General features: G+C 53.0%; 15 protein-coding genes. All 15 read left to right on the top strand.

The genetic code is table 11. The features are described 5' to 3' along the window. Positions 1-4: 4 nt before the first annotated feature. The 15 genes from ACI0CA_RS07765 (at position 5) to ACI0CA_RS07695 (ending at position 15,434) form a co-directional block, all read left to right on the top strand. Entirely contained in the window at positions 5-1,138 is a 1,134-nt protein-coding gene (locus ACI0CA_RS07765) for a glycosyltransferase family 1 protein (RefSeq protein WP_395506385.1), read from the top strand. Next, positions 1,104-2,015, top strand: a complete 912-nt coding sequence (locus ACI0CA_RS07760) for a glycosyltransferase family 2 protein (RefSeq protein WP_343284398.1) — start codon at positions 1,104-1,106, stop codon at positions 2,013-2,015. Before ACI0CA_RS07765 ends, ACI0CA_RS07760 begins: the two co-directional genes overlap by 35 nt. Beyond that, positions 2,012-2,722, top strand: a complete 711-nt coding sequence (locus ACI0CA_RS07755; protein ID WP_343284397.1) for a glycosyltransferase family 32 protein — start codon at positions 2,012-2,014, stop codon at positions 2,720-2,722. Before ACI0CA_RS07760 ends, ACI0CA_RS07755 begins: the two co-directional genes overlap by 4 nt. 28 nt (positions 2,723-2,750) lie before the next feature. Continuing rightward, positions 2,751-3,995 carry a glycosyltransferase gene (locus ACI0CA_RS07750; protein ID WP_343284396.1) on the top strand — a complete coding sequence of 415 codons (1,245 nt, stop codon included), beginning with the start codon at positions 2,751-2,753 and terminating at the stop codon, positions 3,993-3,995. Continuing rightward, positions 3,931-4,944, top strand: coding sequence for a glycosyltransferase family 2 protein (locus tag ACI0CA_RS07745; protein WP_308448359.1), 1,014 nt, complete (start codon positions 3,931-3,933; stop codon positions 4,942-4,944). Before ACI0CA_RS07750 ends, ACI0CA_RS07745 begins: the two co-directional genes overlap by 65 nt. Then, complete coding sequence (locus ACI0CA_RS07740; RefSeq protein ID WP_308448358.1) at positions 4,937-5,956, top strand: glycosyltransferase family 2 protein; 1,020 nt, start codon at positions 4,937-4,939, stop codon at positions 5,954-5,956. The genes ACI0CA_RS07745 and ACI0CA_RS07740 overlap by 8 nt, the downstream gene beginning before the upstream one ends. Next, entirely contained in the window at positions 5,937-7,148 is a 1,212-nt protein-coding gene (locus ACI0CA_RS07735; RefSeq protein ID WP_308448357.1) for a polysaccharide pyruvyl transferase family protein, read from the top strand. The genes ACI0CA_RS07740 and ACI0CA_RS07735 overlap by 20 nt, the downstream gene beginning before the upstream one ends. Beyond that, the gene (locus ACI0CA_RS07730; RefSeq protein ID WP_308448356.1) at positions 7,108-8,121 is read left to right on the top strand and encodes a glycosyltransferase family A protein; all 1,014 of its coding nucleotides are present in this window, start codon (positions 7,108-7,110) and stop codon (positions 8,119-8,121) included. Before ACI0CA_RS07735 ends, ACI0CA_RS07730 begins: the two co-directional genes overlap by 41 nt. Next, a complete protein-coding gene (locus tag ACI0CA_RS07725; protein WP_308448355.1) occupies positions 8,087-9,049 on the top strand; it encodes a glycosyltransferase family 2 protein in 963 nt (320 codons plus the stop codon). Before ACI0CA_RS07730 ends, ACI0CA_RS07725 begins: the two co-directional genes overlap by 35 nt. A gap of 2 nt (positions 9,050-9,051) precedes the next feature. Further along, positions 9,052-10,584 (top strand): lipopolysaccharide biosynthesis protein, encoded by a 1,533-nt coding sequence (locus tag ACI0CA_RS07720; RefSeq protein WP_308448354.1) that lies wholly within the window; start codon positions 9,052-9,054, stop codon positions 10,582-10,584. A 282-nt stretch (positions 10,585-10,866) separates the two neighbouring features. Then, on the top strand, positions 10,867-12,258 hold the full coding sequence (locus tag ACI0CA_RS07715; RefSeq protein WP_308448353.1) for an MATE family efflux transporter: 1,392 nt from the start codon (positions 10,867-10,869) through the stop codon (positions 12,256-12,258). Positions 12,259-12,377: 119 nt separating this feature from the next. Then, the gene (locus ACI0CA_RS07710; protein WP_412358600.1) at positions 12,378-12,572 is read left to right on the top strand and encodes a hypothetical protein; all 195 of its coding nucleotides are present in this window, start codon (positions 12,378-12,380) and stop codon (positions 12,570-12,572) included. Positions 12,573-12,734: 162 nt separating this feature from the next. Beyond that, positions 12,735-14,201: an alpha-N-arabinofuranosidase gene (locus tag ACI0CA_RS07705; protein WP_308448352.1), complete on the top strand. Its 1,467-nt coding sequence runs from the start codon at positions 12,735-12,737 to the stop codon at positions 14,199-14,201. Then, entirely contained in the window at positions 14,201-14,455 is a 255-nt protein-coding gene (locus tag ACI0CA_RS07700; RefSeq protein WP_308448351.1) for a DUF6171 family protein, read from the top strand. Before ACI0CA_RS07705 ends, ACI0CA_RS07700 begins: the two co-directional genes overlap by 1 nt. 139 nt (positions 14,456-14,594) lie before the next feature. After that, complete coding sequence (locus tag ACI0CA_RS07695; RefSeq protein WP_308448350.1) at positions 14,595-15,434, top strand: putative manganese transporter; 840 nt, start codon at positions 14,595-14,597, stop codon at positions 15,432-15,434. The last annotated feature ends 9 nt before the right edge of the window (positions 15,435-15,443 follow it).

The raw sequence follows: 15,443 nt of genomic DNA, 5'->3' as shown, positions 1-15,443 counted from the left end.
CGTTATGCTTCGTGTTTTGCAGGCTGTCACCTGCATGGACCGCGGCGGACTGGAAACGATGCTGATGAATTACTACCGTCACATAGACCGCACACGCGTGCAGTTCGATTTTCTGACGCACCGCGCACGGGAAGGCGCGTACGATAAAGAGATTTACTCTCTCGGCGGCAAAGTTTTCACCGTGCCACGGCAAAACCCGTTCAGCCCCGCATACCGCCATGCACTGCACAAATTTTTCTCCGCCCACCCGGCGTATACTGTTGTGCACGCCCATCTTGATTGTCTTTCCGGCGTTGTACTCGGTTGCGCCAAGCAGCACGGCGTGCCTGTATGCATTGCTCACGCACACACCACAAATCAGCTGCGCGACTTCAAGTATCCAATAAAAGATCTGTATAAGCGCATCATTCCACGTACCGCGACCGATCTGCTTGCCTGCGGAGAAGATGCCGGGCGCTGGATGTTCGGCAGTGCGCCGTTTTTGGTGCTGCCGGTCGCCATCGATACAGAAAAATTCCGCTTTGATAAAAACATGCGCGAAGACATGCGGCGCACACTCGGTATCACAAAAGAAGAACTTCTCATCGGGCATGTGGGGCAGTTTCGCAAAGAGAAAAACCAAGCTTTCCTCTTGGATGTCCTGCACAGTCTGCGCGCATGCGGTACAAAATCGAAGCTGCTGTTTGTTGGCGACGGTGAAAAGCGGGCAGCCGTACAAAACCGCGCCGCCGCACTCGGCCTTACACCGTATGTGCTGTTTTTAGGCGTGCGGGAAGATGTTCCGGCACTTTTGCATGCAATGGATGTATTCTGTATGCCGTCTCTGTACGAAGGCATGCCGCTCTCCGTTTTGGAAGCGCAGGCCGCAGGGCTACCGTGCCTTGTCTCCAACGGTGTACCGAAGGATTGTCTTCAAACGCCGCGTGCACGGCAGCTTCCGCTTTCCGCACCGCCTTCTAAGTGGGCGGAGGTTATTTTGGCAGAAAGTAAGGTGCTCAGCGCCGCGCCGCCTGTACTACAAAGCTTTGACATTTGTGAAAACGCACATATGCTCACTGCGTATTATCTGCAAAAGGATGCCCAAAAAAGGAGGGAAACCGCACATGGTTCTGCTGACCGTATTTACGCCGACGTATAACCGCGCACACACGCTGCCGGAAGCATATTGCTCATTAAAAGCGCAAACATCTAAAAACTTCCTATGGCTCATCGTAGATGACGGTTCCACCGACCGCACCGCCGCGTTGGTCTCCGCCTGGATGCAGGCGGAGAAAGCATTTTCCATCCGTTACCTATACCGTCCAAACGGCGGCATGCACGCTGCGCACAACACCGCTTATGCGCACATCGAGACCGAGCTGAACCTTTGCCTTGATTCCGACGACCGTTTGGCAAAGGATGCCGTAGAGCAAATTGAAAAGCGCTGGGCACAGATAAAAAGCAAGAATTGCGCCGGGCTCATCGGGCTTGATGACGACGGAAACGGCAAGCTTATTGGCACCGGCTTTCCGCCGGGCCTCACCGAAACGACGCTCAGCGGTTACTATGCGGGCGGCGGCAAAGGCGACAAAAAGCTCGTGTATCGTACCGACATCATCCGAAAATACCCGCCGTACCCGGAGTTTCCAAATGAAAAATACGTGGCGCTCGCCGCAAAATACCGGCTGATCGACCGCGATTACAAACTCGCCGTTTTAAATCGCGTGCTGTGCCACGTGACGTATTTAGAAGACGGTTCCTCGCACACCATATGGAAGCAATACGCAAAAAACCCGCGTGGCTTTCTATATTGGCGGCAGCTTTGCCTTACGTACCCGGCTGCTGCAACGCGCACGGTACTCGACAGCATCCATTACGATGCCGCGTGTTTTCTCGCGAAAGAGCCCGCACTGATGCTCCGCTCACCGAAAAAGGTGCTTACAATGCTGTGCACGCCGCTTGGCGCAGGACTTTCCGTTTTGATCCGCCTGATGGCCGCACGCACCGAACGCAAAGCACAAAAGGAGGCTGTATGATCCCGAAAATCATCCATTACTGCTGGTTTGGTCGCGCACCACTGCCGGACAAAGCCAAAAAGTGCATAGAGAGTTGGCGCAAGCACTGCCCGAACTATACGATTTTGGAATGGAACGAAGATAATTTTGACATTCACCAAAACGGTTACACCGAAATGTGCTGTAAAGAGAAAAAGTACGCGTTTCTCGCCGATTACGCCCGCTTGCAGATCATCGAAAACGAGGGCGGCTTTTACTTTGATGTAGATGTCGAGCTCGTGCGCAGTTTGGACCCGCTTTGCAGCGAGCACGCGTTTTTTGCCTTTGAGACCGACCGTATGATTGCGACCGGCCTCGGCTTCGGCGCAGAAAAACACCATCCGCTCGTGCACTTCATGCTGGAGCAATATGCACCCCTGCTCGACGGCAAGCACGGCGTCATCGGCTGCCCGCAGCTCAATACACAGGCGCTTTTAAAATGCGGCTTAAAGCCAAACGGCAAGCGACAAACCGTGCAAGGCGCAGCCGTCTTTCCCAAGGCGTATTTTAACCCCTACGAGGATGCCACGGGGCGGCTTTATATCACAGACTGCACCTACACCGTGCACTGGTATGCCAAAAGCTGGATGAACCGCCGTACCGTACTGCGCAGCAAGCTCACGCGCCCGCTGCATCGCCTGCTCGCCGACCATCCGCGTATCAAAGAAAAAGTGAAAGGCGGCGTTTAAAACGGAACCGAAAAAACTGCTTTTTATTTTGCCGTCTTTAGAGATTGGCGGGGCAGAGCGCAGCCTTATCGGACTGTTGGAAGCGCTCGAAGACAAAAGCGTGCAGGCCTCCGTTTTTCTGTACCGCCGCGAGGGAGAATTCATAAAAGACCTGCCGCAATATGTGCGTCTGCTGCCGGGAATCCCTGCATACCACGCCTATACAGAGCCGATCCTGTCGCTTGTAAAACATGGCAGACTGCGATTTGCAGCCGCACGATTACTCGCAAAGCTCGCGTTTTTTTTGTACGGTACTTTCATGCGAAAACCCACCGGCACGTGGACGCACTTGCAGTATATCTCTGCATTTTTGCAGCCGTTTTTGCCGAATATCCCGGGCGAGTATGATCTTGCCGCGCAGTACCTCGGCGTCGCCGATACGCTTGTGCACAAGGTAAACGCCAAGTACAAAGTCGCGTGGAACCACACGGATTACGCCACACAACACCCAAATCCAAAGCTCGACCGCCGTGTGTATACGAACGTAGACTATGTTGTCAGTGTTTCCGAAAGCTGCACGGAAGCCTTTCGGCGCATGTATCCCGCGTTTTCACAAAAAGCCGTCACGGTCGAAAACTGCCTTGCGCGCGAGCTCATCGAGCGCAAATCGCTGCTGCCGGCTGCCGGCATGTATCGCGAAGCGGGCGAGACCGTGCTGCTTTCCGTCGGTCGGTTTTGTGAAGCGAAAAACTTTGAAGCCATTCCGAAAATCTGCACAGTGCTTTTAAAGCGCGGCCTTTCCGTTAAGTGGTACATTTTAGGCTACGGCGACCGGGAAACCCAAATTCGCGAAGCCATTCAAGCTGTGCATATGGAAGATTTCGTCGTGCTGCTCGGCAAAAAGGAGAATCCGTACCCCTATATACGTATGTGCGACATTTACGTGCAGCCGTCCGTTTATGAGGGCAAATGCGTCGCCGTGCGGGAGGCGCAGCTGCTCGGGAAGCCTGTCATCATCACGGATTTTTCCACCGCGCACAGCCAGCTGCAAGACGGCACAGACGGCATGATCGCGCCGCTTGATTTTGACGGTTTTACAGATGCTCTCGCCGCGCTGATTCAAGATAACGAAAAACAAGAAGCACTCAAAGCCGCCTGTCGCAGCACCGATTTCACACAGTATAAAGAAGCGGAGAAAATCCTGAGATTTGCAGAAGGAAGGGAAAGTTATGCCGAAGATCAGCGTCATTGTGCCGATCTACAACGCCGAAAAATATCTCGAGCGGTGCGTTAAAAGCCTCATCGCACAGACCTTTCACGACATTGAAATCTTACTTATCGATGACGGCTCTACCGATGCAAGCTCCATACTGTGCACGCGGCTCAAAAAAGAGGACAGCCGCATACGCATTTTGCATAAGCCAAACGGCGGCCTCAGCAGTGCGCGAAACGCGGGTCTGCTTGCGGCAAGCGGAGCATTCATCGGCTTTGTCGATGCCGATGACACCGTATCGCCGACATTTTTTGAAACGCTTTTTCAGAAGATTGAGCAGTATCACTGTGATTTTGTTTTCTGCGACCTCATACGCATAGAATCCGGCAAGCCGCCCACGCTGCGCTCTGCATCGCTCCACGGCGGGTATTACGACAAACGCAAAATCAAACGCTGCGTATTTCCGCAGCTCATCATGCGCGACAATCTCGAATACGGCCCGCTTTTATCCGTGTGTGTTTGTTTATACCGTACATCGTTTTTAAAAGAATACGACCTGCGGTTCGACGAAACCGTGCGATATTCCGAAGATAATCTATTCAGCGCGTGTGCAGGATACCGCGCCGCTTCGTTCTTTTATCTTAAGGGCCAAGGGCTTTACGAGTACCACCGCAACCCCGGCAGCATCACCACAACGCACAAAGCAGATGCGTGGGAAAGCTACAAACGTATGCATCAAAAGCTGTGCGCACTGTTTCAAAACTGCCCGGAATATAATTTCAGCCGTCAACTCGATCTGCATCTCATCCACTACGCCTGCGCCGCACTCGGCGGAGCCTGTGATTTGCCAAAGGTCGAACAAAAATCGGAAATCGACCGCATTTTAAACGACGAAGCGCTGAAACGTGCGCTGCAAAACCGACCCGCGCGACATATTCCGTTTAAACTTGCCGTACAGCTTTTGTGCATGCAATACCGCTGCACGCCGCTTATGTGCCTGTGGCTGCAAAGGAGAGAGCACTATGCCTGAAGTCAGCATCATTCTGCCCGTCTATAATGAGGAAAGGCATCTGCAAAAAACGCTTTCCGCGCTGTGTACCCAAACATTTCGCGATTTTGAGCTGCTTGCCGTAGACGATGGCTCCACCGATGAAAGCCGCCGCATTTTAGAACGCTTTGCAGCTGCAGACGCGCGTATCACGGTACTCGCGCAACACCATGGCGGCGTTTCCCGCGCACGTAACCTCGCTTTGGAAGCCGCCACCGGAAAGTGGGTGTGGTTTGTAGACAGCGACGACCTGCCGTTTTCGAACTACCTCGAAAAAGCATTGCATGAGCCGCAGTCAAACGACGCAGACATTCTCATGGGCAGCTACCTAAAAATGGATTTAAACGGTGAGATTACCCGCATAACACTACCAAAATACGGTCTCATAGATTCCGAAACGCTTCCCGTTTGCTTCATGCAAGCACAGTACGAAACCGGGTATTTTGGCTATCTTTGGAACAAGCTTCTGCGTCGCGAGAAAATTCTTTCCGTCAACGCTGTATTTGATGAATCCATGACGCTTGCTGAGGATCTGCAATTTTTAGTACAGCTTTACCGCGCAAACAGCCGCGTACTCCTCACGCCACACTGTGCCATGCAATACGCCGCGCACCCGCTGCGCCGGGAAGCAGACCACTTTAAGCAGCTCCTTTTGCAAAAAGAGATTGCGCACTGGGTCATCACAGAGCAAAAGCACACGGAATTTAAGCCGTTTTTTCGCAAAAGACTCAGTGCATACACGGCATTCTCCGTTTTTTACGCGCCGGATATCGGGCTTGATCCCATCACGAAAGCCAAAGAGATTATGGAAGATGAAGCGCTTTGCGCACTGCTTTCCGAAGCGGAGCTTCACGGCGTTTTTCGGTGCATCGTGCACTGCTTAAAGCAGCAAAATCTGCCCGCATTGCAGCTGCACCTTGCCGCATACCGCGCCGCAAAACACGCAAAATCGATTTTGAAAGGGGAGAATACGCGTGCGTTACATTCTGCATGACCACATCGGCAGCGCAAACCACGGGTGCGAAGCGCTTGTGCGCACCGTTTCTAAGCTTTTAGGCCCCGGCCGCACGGTGCTGCTTTCCGAAGCGCCGGAGGAAGATGCCAGATACGGCGTAGCGCGCCCGCTCGTTGTGCAGGATGTGCGCCCCGCGCGAAGCGATGTGATCCGCAAAAGCTCGCCCGCATTTTGGAGCGCCTATCTGCGCTTAAAGCTTTTAAACGATTACACACCGCTCGATGTCTTGCCGTACCGTGCCGCGCTGCAAACGCTCACGCGCGACGATATTCTCGTCTCTATCGGCGGCGATGTGTACTGCTACGAAGATATGCAAAAGCGCATTCGGCTGCACAACCTCGCACGGCACTATGCAGGCGGCAGCATACTGCTCGGCTGTTCGATTGAACCGAAGCTTCTTCGCAGTAAGGCTCTGCTACGTGACCTCACCGCATTTGACCGCATCACAGCGCGCGAGACACAAACGCTGCACGCGCTGCAAAGCGCCGGGCTGCGAAACGTCTCCTTTTGCCCGGATTCCGCTTTCTTGCTGGAGCCGCGCGGTGCGGAGATTCCGGAAGTGTTTCAGCCGCACAACACCGTCGGTATCAATGTAAGCCCGCTTTTACTGCGCCGTGCACGAAACGCAAAGCTTATTTTGGGTAACCTCATCGCGCTGATTGACACAATCCTGCGCACAACAGACAGTGCCGTGGCGCTCATCCCGCACGCCGTGCAAAACGGCAATGATGACCGCGATCCGCTTAAAGAATTATACGCGGCCTTTCAAGGCAGCGGCCGCGTATGCCTCATCAAAGACCAAAGTGCGTCGCAGCTTAAATCGATTATTGCGCTGTGCTCGTCGTTCATCGGCGCGCGCACACATGCCGTCATCGCGGCGTATTCTTCCGGCGTACCCACGCTCGCACTCGGGTATTCTGTAAAAGCCAAGGGCCTTGCAGAAGACATTTTCGGTGTCGATACGCCCTATGTGCTGCCCATTGAAAACATTGCGGATGAAACTGCCGTCACGCGCAGGTGGATACGCCTACGCAGCCACGCGCCGGAGATCACCGAAACGCTGCGTGCCAAAACGGCCGCCTATGAAGACGCTTTAAAAGCGTTTCGCCGCACTTTGCAGGAGGGAAAAGATGGAAAAACCGCTCGTAACGCTGCTTCTGCCGTGTTATAACTGTGAAAAAACACTTGACCGCTTCATGCGCTCCGTAATAAGCGAATCTTACCACCCGTTGGAGCTCATCTGCATTGATGACGGTTCGACAGACGATACGGCAAAGCTGCTGAAAAACTTCGAGACGATTTTAAAAGAAAGCGGCGTGCAGTATACTGTGTTGACGCAGGAAAACATAGGGCTTGGCGGTGCGATACAAACGGGGTTACTCCACGCGCACGGTGATTTTCTCTGCTGGGCAGATCCGGATGATTTTTTATTACCGGGCTCTGTTGAAAAACGCGCTACGTATCTGCTGCAGCACCCGGCGTGCGGCGCGGTGAGCAGTGACGCCTTCGTTTTTGACGAGAGCGACCTCAAAATGCCGCTCTACCGCGAGGCTGCGCGGTTTTCGCACCGTTTTGAACTCATGCAGTTTTGGTATCTTCTGCGCGGCGAAGGCATGGTGTGCGCCGGCTGTCACATGATCCGCATGCGCTGTTTTGATGAAGCCGTGCCGAACCGCATGATCTACCCCGCGCGGCGCGGGCAGAATTATCAGCTCATGCTGCCGGTGTGTTACAAATTTCCGCACGCTTTTTTAGACGAACCGCTTTACGGCTATGTAAAATATCAAAACGGCATGTCTGCGGGAGATGTAACCGAAATCGACAAGCTGCGCCGCATCGCAGAGCACGAGACGATCTTGCTTCAAACCGCTAAGCAGATCAAAATGCCGGAAGCCGAGTACCAAAAGTGCTTAGACGAGATCGAAAAGCGATACGCCTTGCAGCGCTTTTACACGGCAATCGATTTTCGGAACAAAGTGCTTTTGCAGGAACAATATGCCATTTTGAAAAAGTACGGTGCCGTCACGCGCGATATTAAAAAGCTCTATCGACGAAACCGCACTGTGCTGCACAAGCTGTGCTTTAAGTTTTATGAAGGAGGGAAGAACTATGTGCAAAATTTCGGTGATCGTGCCCGTTTATAACGCGGAAGGCACCCTCGAAACGGCACTTAGCAGCGTTTTCATGCAGACGCTCACGGATATAGAAATTCTCTGCATCAACGACGGCTCCACAGACCATTCCGCAGACGTTCTAACGAGCGCCCAGCGCAGAGACGGCCGCGTGCGGTGCCTTACGCAGGAAAACGCCGGCGCAGGCATGGCGCGCAATAAGGGCATAGCGGAGGCAAAAGGGGAGTACATTGCGTTTCTCGATGCCGATGATCTCTATCCGGGCCCGTATGCGCTCGAAACGCTTTTGGCTGCCGCCGAAAAAAGCGGTGCCATGGTCTGCGGCGGCTCGATTGAAAAAGCCAAGGGGAACGATGTGCACCCCATGTTTGTTTTCACGGAGGAGGGCTTTCATAACGCCTGCGATGAGCCGCTCGACCGTTTTTTCGCCCGCTTTATTTATAATCGCAATTTTTTGCTTGAAAACAAGCTGCAATTTCCGCCGCTGCGTGTCTATGAAGATCCCATTTTTCTTCTCTGCACGCTTTTAAAAGCCAAAGAATACTACGCCGTGCCCGACGTGGTTTACCGCTACAACGGCACGCATTCCAATAAACGTATCACGCTCGCCTGCACCAAGGATTATCTGCGCGGGCTCATCGCTGAGCTGAAGCTCTCAAAGAAAAAAGACTTGCCGGAAATTCACACGCTGTGCTGCGACCGCCTGATGCGTGAGGCGGATTTTTACGCCCAGCGCTTTTTGAAAACGGAAGACCCGGAGCTGCTCGCACTATTACTCGAGGCAAACGCCGCCGTTTCGCCGCAGCTGCTCAAGGACCCGCCGGAGAACGGCAGCGTCATCTTGCCCGCTTTGCGCACCATCTGGCACGCGGGCTGCCGCTATCTGCGCTGGCGGGATCAGCGCATCATCCGCACGCTATGCGACGTGTTTGTAAAGTAGCCATGCGTGCCAAAAGGTGCTTTTTCAATGCCTTTTCCGGGCTTTTCAGCCAGTTTGTTTCCGTCGCACTCGGCGTTATCATTCCGCGGCTCGTGCTCGTGCAGCTCGGTTCCGAAGCCAACGGCCTGCTCTCCGCTACACAGCAGGCGCTTGTGTATCTTGACCTGCTTGAAAGCGGTATCGGCACGGCAGCGCTGCAGGCACTTTATAAACCCGCCGCCGAACAGGACAGAGCCGCCGTCAGCGGTATCTTCAATGCGATTCGCCGGGAATATGCCAAAGTCGGCATCGCTTATGCCGTACTCGTTTGCGGACTTTCAGTGCTGTTTCCGTTTTTCATCAAAACCGAACTACCGTTTTTTACCGTATTGCTCACGGTTTTGCTCGGCAGCATGGGACAAGCCGTGCGCTTTCTGTTTCAGGCAAAATACCGCGTGCTTTTGCAGGCAGAGGGCAGAGGATACGTGCTCATCAACGCCAACCTGCTTTTAACTGTTTCCATCAGTATCGGCAAAATCATACTGCTAATTTGCGGACTTTCGCTCATCGCCGTACAGCTGCTCTGCTTTTTGTGCGGCTTACTGCAAACCGTACTGCTCACACTCTACGCCAAAAAACAGTATAGCTGGCTTAACCGCGCCGTGCCGCCCGATACAACCGCCACCGCACAGCACCGTGCCGTGCTCGTACACCAGATCTCCGGGCTCATCTTTCAAAACACCGATGTTTTACTGCTCTCTGTCGTCTGCGGACTGAAAACAACGAGCGTCTACTCCATGTACGTGATGCTTTTCGGCATGGTCGGCACGGCGGTCTCCGCCATAAACGGCAGCGTGTCGTTCGCCCTGGGGCAAACCTATCACACCGACCGCGCGCATTTTTTGCGGCTTTACCGCGCATTTGAAACATACAATATGGCGCTCACATTTGCGCTGTATCTCACGGCGGATGTGTTCATTCTGCCGTTTTTGAAGCTCTACACCGCCGGTGTGACGGATATTTCGTATCTCGATCCCGTTTTGCCGCATCTTTTTGTCTGCACGTACCTGCTCTCAAACGGACGTGCAGCCGCGCAGCGCGTCATCGAATACGCCGGGCATTTTCAAAAAACGCAGAACCGTTCCGTCATCGAATCCGTCATCAATCTTCTCATATCGCTTTTACTTGTGGTGCCGCTTGGCATGTACGGCGTGCTCATCGGGACGATTGCAGCGCTTTTATATCGCACGAACGATATGATTTTCTACGCATCCCACAAGCTGCTGCATGCACCTGCACGGCGTACTTACCGAAAATTCCTGTGCAACGGGGTATTGTTCGTTCTGTTGTGGTTTTCCGCAAAAGCTCTGCCGCTTCCACTCAACTCATATCCCGCGCTGCTCCTATCAGCCGCCGTATTTTGCATATTCAGCCTTTTGCTGTTTACCGTGCTCGGCTCTGCGCTGGATTGTGATGCCCGCCGCGTTCTTTTCGACATCTGGCGCAGAACGGTAATGACCGTTCTGCAAAAAGCCAATACATTCGCCGCAAAATAGGGGAGAAGCACATTTTCACACACCGTTCCGCGTTATGAATCTCTGACGAAATTGTTTGCTAATTTCGCTATAAATCAACCATTAAATTCGGCAAAATACCAAAATTTAATTATCTTCTTTGTATTTAATTGACCTCTTTCGCCTTTTTTGATATACTGTTAAGCGTTAAATCTTTTGGAGAATATTCGGAAGCAATAAAACACAAGTGATTTTGTAAGGCTATATGCTTGCAAAATCACCAAATTTCGAGTATATCTCAGGGCGAGGAGGATATTCTTTATTATGGCAGGAAAGCTCTCTGCATTTTTCGGAGCGCAGGATATGACGGTGGGCAACCCGGCGACAAATCTCATTCGGTTTTCCACACCGCTTCTCATCGGCAACTTGGCGCAGCAGCTGTACAGCACGGTGGACTCCATTGTGGTCGGCAATTATGTGGGTGACAGCGCGTTGGCCGCCATCGGTGCCAGCGGCCCGATCATCAACCTGCTGCTTGTACTGTTCATGGGCGTATCGGTCGGTGCCAGCATCATGGCATCGCAGTGTTTCGGTGCAAAAGACAAAAAGCGACTTTCGCATTCTGCAGGTACGGCGATCACGGCAACCTTTGCGGTTTCCATCTTCGTCATGGTCGTGGGCCCGCTCATTACACACCCGATCATGTCTGCACTGCAAACACCGCAGGATATTTACACTATGTCGTGTGATTATCTCATCATCAATTTCCTCGGTATTCTCGGCAGCGCATATTACAACATTATTTCCGGCATTCTGCGCGGCCTCGGCGATTCCGTCATGCCGCTCATTTTCCTGCTCGTGGCATGCGGCATGAACATTGGTCTGGATATCTGGTTTGTCGCGGGCTTTAAAATGGGCGTTGCGGGCGCTGCGTGGGCAACCATCATCTCGCAGGCAGTCTCCGGCATCCTGTGTCTTGTGCGTCTGCTCTTAATGCGTGACGTATTGCACATCACGTGGCGCACCCTGTGGCCGACAAAAGCGCTTTTGTTCCAGCTCATCCGTTTGGGTCTGCCCAGCGGTCTCACACAAGCGGTGTTCTCGCTCGCCATGCTGGTCGTGCAGTCCCTTACAAACAGCTTCGGTACCACGATCATCGCGGTTTCCACCGTTGTTATGCGCGTGGACGGCTTTGCCATGATGCCGAACTTCACCTTCGGTACGGCAACGACGACCTTCACCGGCCAGAACATCGGCGCAGGTCGTTTGGATCGCGTGGAAAAGGGCACAAAGGACGGCTTAAAGCTCGGCCTTTCCGTTTCCGTGGTACTTGTTGCGCTGATCCTGTTCTTCGGCCGTTATCTCATGGAAATGTTTACGAGTACGCCGGACGTCATTGATACCGGCATGCATATGATGCGCATTCTCTCCATCGGTTACATTGCAATGGCCGTCACGCAGATCCTTTCCGGCGTTATGCGCGGCGCGGGCGATACGATGACCCCAATGTGGATCTCCCTCATCACGACCATCGTTATCCGTGTGCCGATCGCATACGGCCTCGCAGCACTGATGCACTCTGCAGATGCGCTGTTCATCTCCCTGCTCATAAGCTGGGTCATGGGTGCCGTGCTTACCTCCATCGCGTTCCGCATGGGCCGTTGGAAGAAGAAGTCCATCATCAACGACGATGTGCCCGAACCGGCAGATGTGTAGGTTTAAGCCCTATTCGTATAGAAAAATGAGTAGCTTCTTTGTGTGCAGACCTATTTTTCTCTGATAGAACAAAACAGCACCGCGCTAAGAATGAACTGCACCCCATTTGTTAGACAAGTATGATATACTATACTAACAGATGGGGTGCAGTTCACTATCCGCTTGTCGGACCGAACATTAAAGCGTTTCTCTCGCTCGTAAAGAAATTCCCCAAAACGCATTTCTACGCGCTTGAGAATGACCTGAATTGTCTGCACGCGCTTCAATCCGAAGTCGCAAAACGAAACGTCGTGCTCGGCTGGTTTGGGAATTAAAGTACTCGTCGCGGAAAACCATGTCATCACAGAGCATTGGACGGTCGACGCGCGCCGATAAATATTTGTACGTACAACTCTTGACATTCGTACTCTTGTATGCTATATTGAACATACACACGGCGATGCTTATCGCCGATTTTAAGTGGAGGAATTTTTAAAATGGCAAAACTTTCCATTCATACTGACGAAAAGAAAAGCAAGATCAACCGCAATATCTACGGCAATTTTTCCGAGCACCTCGGACGCTGCATTTATAACGGCATTTATGTTGGCGAAAACAGCGACATTCCAAACGTAAACGGCATGCGAACCGATATTGTGGAAGCGCTGAAAGCTATTAAGCTGCCGGTGCTGCGCTGGCCGGGCGGCTGTTTTGCAGATGAATACCACTGGAAAGACGGCATCGGCCCCAAGGAGACACGCAAAAAGATGGTCAACACGCACTGGGGCGGTGTTGTGGAGGATAACACCTTCGGCACGCACGAATTCTTAGAATTCTGCCGTCAGGTCGGCTGCGAGCCGTACATCAACGGCAACGTAGGCTCCGGCACCGTGCAGGAAATGAGCGAGTGGATGGAGTACATGACGTTTGATGGCATTTCGCCCATGGCGGACCTGCGCGCCAAAAACGGTCATGCCGAGCCGTGGAAGGTGAAATACTTCGGTGTCGGCAATGAAAACTGGGGCTGCGGCGGCAATATGCGCCCGTCCTATTATGCCGACCTCTACCGCCGCTTCCAGACCTACGTCCGCGATTACGGCGACAACCACGTGTTCCGCATTGCCTGCGGCCCGGGCATCGCCGACGATTACAACTGGACAGAAGAGGTCATGCGCATTGCGGGCAACTACATGAACGGCCTCAGCCTGCACTATTACACCGTGCCGGGCACATGGGAGAAGAAAACAGCTGCAACAGGCTTTGATACCGACATGTATTACGAGACTGTTCGCAAGGCATTACACATGGAAGAACTTATCACACGCCACACGGAGATCATGAGCCATTACGATCCCGAGCACAAAGTCGGTCTGATCGTAGACGAGTGGGGTACATGGTACGATGTGGAACCGGGCACGAATCCGGGCTTCCTGTATCAGCAGAATACCATGCGCGACGCCATTGTCGCCGCTGTAACGCTGAACATTTTCAATGCACACAGTGACCGTGTCGTCATGGCAAACATCGCACAGCTTGTAAACGTTTTGCAGTCCGTCATCCTCACCGAGGGAGAGAAAATGGTGCTTACGCCGACATACCATGTATTCGATCTTTATAAGCACCATCACGATGCAACGCTTTTGAATAGCCACCTCGAAACGGAGGGGGTCTACGCCGGCGTACCGAACCTCACGGTTTCCGCCTCGGAAGACGAAAACGGCGTCGTGCATATCACGCTCGCGAACATTTCCGCCGACACCGCGTACCCGATCGACTGTGCGCTGACCGGCAAGAAGTACAATACGGCATCTGCACGCATTTTGACAAACTCTATCGGCGCATACAACGACTTCGACCATCCCGAAGACGTCAAGATTACGGATTTCGACGCGCTGACGCTTGAAAACAACAACCTGCACTTCAATATTCCGGCGTGTGCCGTCATGGAAATCACGGTCTCCTGATGGAACGCATTCCCTGCAGGCGGTGTTTGCTGAAAGACCTCAGCGACACAGATTATTTTCACTCGATCTACGAATATATCGAAAACATTCCCCCGGAGCAGAAAGCCCCGGATGCACTTTACAAAGACCGTTTGAAAAAATGCACATCATGCGACCACTTAGTCAACGGCATGTGTGCGCTGTGCGGCTGCTTTGTAGAGGTACGGGCAGCAAAAGTGCGCCAACATTGCGCAAAAAACGCAGAAATCTGGTAAAAATCGGCTCTGATTTTTACTTGTCAATCCGGCAAAATTGTGGTATACTGGCTCGAAGCCTGTATACCACTTTTTGTGTTTTCGGGCATCGCAATCCCGTCGTTTCGACGGGCTACCTCTACCTTGAAAGGATTTATTTATGCTGGATGTCTTTCTCGACGCACTCATCGATTCGTTAAAAACGCTGCCGTTTCTGTTTGCCGCGTACTTTCTCATTGAGTATTTAGAGCACCGTGCAAGCAGCAAAATGGAACGCGGTCTGCAAAAGCTCGGCAAATTCGGCCCCATCGGCGGCGCGCTCCTCGGCGTTGTGCCGCAGTGCGGCTTCTCCGTGGCGGCAGCAAATTTCTACGCCGGACGCATCATCACAGTCGGCACACTGCTCGCCGTGTTCCTTTCCACAAGCGATGAAGCCCTGCCGATTCTGTTCTCACACCCGGAGCAGATGCGGTACATTTTGCCGATGCTGCTCATCAAAGTCGCCTCCGGCATCGTGTTCGGCTTTCTGGCCGACCTCATTTTACAGCGCTTTTTCCACCCTAAAAAAGAGAAACCGTTTGAGGAGCTGTGCGCGGACTGCGACTGCGACCACCACAGCCTGTTGCACTCCGCCTTGCACCACACGATCAGCATTTTTCTCTTTATCCTCGTCGTAAACCTCGTGCTCGGCTATGCCATTTATTTTATCGGGGAAGACCGCATTTCCGGCTTACTTTTAAACGGCAGCGTCTTTCAGCCGTTCCTGACGGCACTCATTGGACTCATTCCGAACTGTGCGGCATCCGTGATCTTAACGGAGCTGTTCACGCTGGGCAGCCTGCAATTCGGCTCCTGCGTGGCGGGCTTATGCGCCGGTGCAGGCGTGGGCCTCGTCGTGCTGTTCCGCACAAACCACCGCGTAAAAGAGAACCTCGCCATCGTCGGTACGCTGTACGCCTGCTCCGTCGTGACCGGCATGCTTGTAAATTTGATTTTCTAAACTTAAATA

It is taken from the genome of Hominenteromicrobium mulieris, assembly GCF_046197855.1.
Classification (GTDB): domain Bacteria; phylum Bacillota; class Clostridia; order Oscillospirales; family Acutalibacteraceae; genus Hominenteromicrobium; species Hominenteromicrobium mulieris.
This window is presented reverse-complemented; position numbering and strand designations above follow the sequence as displayed.

Excerpts from the sequence above, each read along its gene's own strand:
- ACI0CA_RS07765 (WP_395506385.1), top strand. The coding sequence starts at position 5 with ATGCTTCGTGTTTTGCAGGCTGTCACCTGCATGGACCGCGGCGGACTG.
- ACI0CA_RS07760 (WP_343284398.1), top strand. The coding sequence starts at position 1,104 with ATGGTTCTGCTGACCGTATTTACGCCGACGTATAACCGCGCACACACG.
- ACI0CA_RS07755 (WP_343284397.1), top strand. The coding sequence starts at position 2,012 with ATGATCCCGAAAATCATCCATTACTGCTGGTTTGGTCGCGCACCACTG.
- ACI0CA_RS07745 (WP_308448359.1), top strand. The coding sequence starts at position 3,931 with ATGCCGAAGATCAGCGTCATTGTGCCGATCTACAACGCCGAAAAATAT.
- ACI0CA_RS07740 (WP_308448358.1), top strand. The coding sequence starts at position 4,937 with ATGCCTGAAGTCAGCATCATTCTGCCCGTCTATAATGAGGAAAGGCAT.
- ACI0CA_RS07730 (WP_308448356.1), top strand. The coding sequence starts at position 7,108 with ATGGAAAAACCGCTCGTAACGCTGCTTCTGCCGTGTTATAACTGTGAA.
- ACI0CA_RS07725 (WP_308448355.1), top strand. The coding sequence starts at position 8,087 with ATGTGCAAAATTTCGGTGATCGTGCCCGTTTATAACGCGGAAGGCACC.
- ACI0CA_RS07720 (WP_308448354.1), top strand. The coding sequence starts at position 9,052 with ATGCGTGCCAAAAGGTGCTTTTTCAATGCCTTTTCCGGGCTTTTCAGC.
- ACI0CA_RS07715 (WP_308448353.1), top strand. The coding sequence starts at position 10,867 with ATGGCAGGAAAGCTCTCTGCATTTTTCGGAGCGCAGGATATGACGGTG.
- ACI0CA_RS07710 (WP_412358600.1), top strand. The coding sequence starts at position 12,378 with ATGATATACTATACTAACAGATGGGGTGCAGTTCACTATCCGCTTGTC.
- ACI0CA_RS07705 (WP_308448352.1), top strand. The coding sequence starts at position 12,735 with ATGGCAAAACTTTCCATTCATACTGACGAAAAGAAAAGCAAGATCAAC.
- ACI0CA_RS07700 (WP_308448351.1), top strand. The coding sequence starts at position 14,201 with ATGGAACGCATTCCCTGCAGGCGGTGTTTGCTGAAAGACCTCAGCGAC.
- ACI0CA_RS07695 (WP_308448350.1), top strand. The coding sequence starts at position 14,595 with ATGCTGGATGTCTTTCTCGACGCACTCATCGATTCGTTAAAAACGCTG.